Here is a 3,956-nt window from a genome sequence, read left to right on the forward strand (position 1 = left end):
CTATATATTCTTCTAAAGCATCCATTTTGTAATGGGCTCCCATGTAAATATCGGTTACGCCAAGGGCTTTTAGCCTAATACGAACACCTTCGTTAGTACCTCCTGTAATAATACATACATTGTATCCTTTCTTTAGAGCTACTTTTAAGGCATAACCATCCTTAACACTCATTTTGCGTAACAACTCTCCTTCACTGGTAACTAAAAGACTTCCGTCAGTAAAAACTCCATCAACATCAAAAATAAATGTGGTGATGTCTTTTAGATACTCTTTATAACTCTTTTCCATGTTTTTCTTTTATTGCGTTGCTTAAAAGGGTGTACAATTCCCTTTGGTGTTTGTCTTTTATAATTTGTAAATGATTGTGTAATGTTTTTTGGTCTCCGCGTTTAGCAGGTCCTGTTTGTGCTTGTAAAGGTGTTAGCGTATTTAATTTTGCAGCTGTTTCATTTATTAACGGCTTTAATAAAGAGAAATCGATGTTATGTTCCGTACAAATATCAGACCCAATGGTATACATATAATTAGTGAAATTATTAACGAATACCGCCGCTACATGTAATGTTTTTCGTTGTTCAGAATCTATTTCAACGACATTGTTACTAAGGCATTTACCTAATTTTGTTAATGTCTCTAAATCTTTTTCATCGGTTGCTTCTATACATATAGGAATATCATCAAATGAAATTATTTTACCCTTTGTAAAGGTTTGCAATGGGTAAAATATGCCCACTTTTTTTACAGAATTTAAAGCTGTAAGTGGCGTTGCACCAGAGGTATGTACTAAGAGTGAGTCTGAATCTTTAAAGTATTCCGCAACATTACCAATAACATCATCAGATATGGCAAGTATATACACATCTGCGGTAATTTCATCTGTAAAGTCTGTACTTATGAGTGCTTTATTCTGTACAAATGCTAAATGTTCTCTATTTCTGCCAATTACCTGTTTTACGGTTACATTTACAGACTTTTGAAATGCATGAAACAGATTCTGGGCTACATTGCCGGTACCAACTATCACTACTGATATCATGCTCACAAAAGTACGAAGTTTATAGAAGTCTTGTTGTATTAAAATTAACAGTTTCCGTGAAGTTTAAAAGAGATAAAAGTCATTCGTAAATGATGAAAAGACCTTATTTTTGCATCTTGAAAATCAACTCCTTGCTTCCATGACGGAAATGTTCAAAAAAATATTCTTTTCTACACGTTTAATGTCCATTTTATTTATCGTTTTCGCTACGGCAATGGCGTTCGGTACTTTTATAGAAAGCTGGTACAGCACAGAGACAGCAAGAATCTGGATCTATAATGCTTGGTGGTTTGAAGTAATCATGGTGTTTTTTGTAATTAACTTTTTAGGGAACATTTCAAGATATCGCTTGTTAAGATTAGAGAAATGGGCGGTATTGATATTGCATTTATCTTGGGTATTAATAATTATTGGTGCTTTTGTTACCCGATACATCAGTTTTGAAGGTATGATGCCCATACGTGAAGGTGAAACAGAAAATGTATTTTACTCTGATAAAACTTACTTGACTGTTTATGTAGACGGTGAAATTGAAGGAGAGGCTAGAAGAAAAGTATTAGAAGATGATTTAATTGTTACGCCCGAAGCTATAAAATCTAACTTACCATGGAAGGCTGATTTCAACGGTGAAGATTTTGAAATTTCTTACGTAGATTTTATTAAAGGTGCTAAACAAGGTTTGTTGCCAGATGCTAATGGTACCAAATTTTTAAAAATTGTTGAAGCAGGAAATGGTGAACGTCATGACCACTATTTAGAAGATGGTAAAGTTGCTAGTATCCATAATGTATTGTTTGCGTTAAATAATAAAACTGAAGGAGCCATCAATATTTATGCAACAGATTCTATCTATCAGATACATTCGCCGTTTGAAGGTGATTATATGCGTATGGCTGATCAATTTCAAGGGAAGTTGGTAAAGGATAGTTTGCAACCTTTGGTATTACGTTCCTTATATAATACTGCCGGAATGCAGTTTGTTTTGCCAGATTCTGTTACGCAAGGTTCATATGGTATTGTTGAAATACCTGAAGCCGAGAAATCTAAAGTAGATCAGGACGCCATAGTCTTTGATGTTACAGCTAACGGAGAAACAAAACAAATTAAATTGCTTGGTAGCAAAGGACCTTCGGATTTTAGTGAAAAAGTTAATGTTGGCGGACTTGGTTTTTCAATTAGATATGGTTCTAAGGTTCATGAATTACCATTTGGAATTAAGCTTAATGATTTTATTGCCGATAAATATCCCGGTACTGATAAAGGGTATGCCTCATTTATGAGTAAGGTAACTATTGAAGATGATAGACCTTTTGACTATGATATTTTTATGAACCATGTTTTAGACCATCAAGGTTATCGCTTTTTTCAATCTGGTTTTGATCCTGATGAAAAAGGAACTACGTTATCTGTAAACCACGATTTTTGGGGTACTTGGATTACCTATATAGGTTACTTTTTATTATACATTGGGTTAATGGGAATTATGTTTTTCGGAAAAACTCGTTTTAAAGATTTAGCAGATTCTTTGGATAAACTAAAAGTTAAAAAGAAAAAGATGTTTGGGGTTATAGCCGTTTTAATGGCATTCTCATTTTCTTCTTTTGCTCAAGAACAACATTCGCCAGAAGAAGGTCATCAAGAAACACCTTCTAAAGTACAGATAGATTCTTTGCTAAAGGTTAGTATGGTCAGTAAAGAGCATGCAGATAAGTTTGGTAAGTTAGTGATACAGGATGAAGGTGGGCGTATGAAGCCAATTAATACATTTTCATCAGAACTGCTTCGTAAGTTAAGCTTAAAAGATTCTTATTTAGGATATACATCTGATCAGATATTATTATCAATGATGATGAACCCTGCGGTTTGGTACAATACGGAGTTCATTGCTTTGGATAAAAAATCACAGAACGATAGTATTAGAAATGTAATAGGTATTCCGTCTGGTCAAGAATATGTGAAAGCTACAGATTTCTTTGATTCTAAAGGGCAGTACAAATTAGAGCCTTTTTTACGTGAGGCAACAGCTACTACAAATCCGAATAAATTTCAGCAAGATTTTAAAGATGCCAATATTAGATTGAGTCTTTTGAATCAAGCTTTAGGGCAAGATATTGTTAAGATATTTCCATTGTTGGACGATGAAAATAATAAATGGATATCTGCTGTAGAATATAGGGGAGGGCAGTATGAAATTAGAGATTCACTTTATTCTAATTTTGTAAAGAATGCGATGCCTTATTACTTAATGACTTTGGGTAAAGCTCAACAAAGTGGGGATTATGCTTCTGCAGATAAATTGTTAGCGGCATTTCACCAAAATCAGCTCAATCACGGTAGTGAAGTTTTACCCTCACAACAGAAAGTAGATCTTGAGGTGATCTATAATAAATTGAACATTTTCAATAGGTTGTATCGTTTTTATGCGCTTGTTGGTTTGTTGATGTTCTTCACGTTAATATTCCAAATATTTAAAGATCGTTCTATTTGGCGCGTGGCAATTTATTTCTTTAAAGGAACCATTATGCTACTATTTTTGTGGCATACAGCCGGTTTGGTCATGCGTTGGTATATTTCTGGGCATGCACCTTGGAGTAATGCCTATGAAAGTATTTTATATGTAGCTTGGGCAACCATGGGTATTGGTTGGGCATTGGGGCGTAAGAGTGATATGACATTTGCGGCATCTGCTTTTGTAACTTCTATGCTTTTATGGATAGCGCACCAAAGCTGGATAGATCCTTCAATTGCCAATCTACAACCTGTTTTAGATAGTTATTGGTTAATGATCCACGTTGCCGTTATCGTAGGTAGTTACGGTCCTTTAACCGTAGGTATGATTTTGGGTCTGGTTTCATTGATTTTAATGATTTTGACGACTGAGAAAAATAAAGAACGAATGGCAATCAATATAAAAGAATT

General features: G+C 34.4%; 2 protein-coding genes and 1 pseudogene. 1 reads left to right on the forward strand and 2 read right to left on the reverse strand.

What is annotated here, in order from left to right; genetic code table 11:
* Positions 1–289: pseudogene (locus tag ABJI11_RS02850) on the reverse strand (3-deoxy-D-manno-octulosonate 8-phosphate phosphatase); the annotation flags it as partial.
* Positions 273–1,037 carry a DUF2520 domain-containing protein gene (locus ABJI11_RS02855; protein ID WP_348349238.1) on the reverse strand — a complete coding sequence of 255 codons (765 nt, stop codon included), beginning with the start codon at positions 1,035–1,037 and terminating at the stop codon, positions 273–275. The gene ABJI11_RS02855 and the pseudogene ABJI11_RS02850, both read right to left, overlap by 17 nt.
* Before the next feature lie 139 nt (positions 1,038–1,176).
* Here ABJI11_RS02855 and ABJI11_RS02860 point away from each other — a divergent pair.
* Positions 1,177–3,956: cytochrome c biogenesis protein ResB (locus ABJI11_RS02860; protein WP_348349236.1), on the forward strand; the 2,780-nt coding region annotated here is incomplete at its 3' end.

This window comes from Maribacter sp., assembly GCF_039968975.1.
Taxonomy (GTDB): domain Bacteria; phylum Bacteroidota; class Bacteroidia; order Flavobacteriales; family Flavobacteriaceae; genus Maribacter.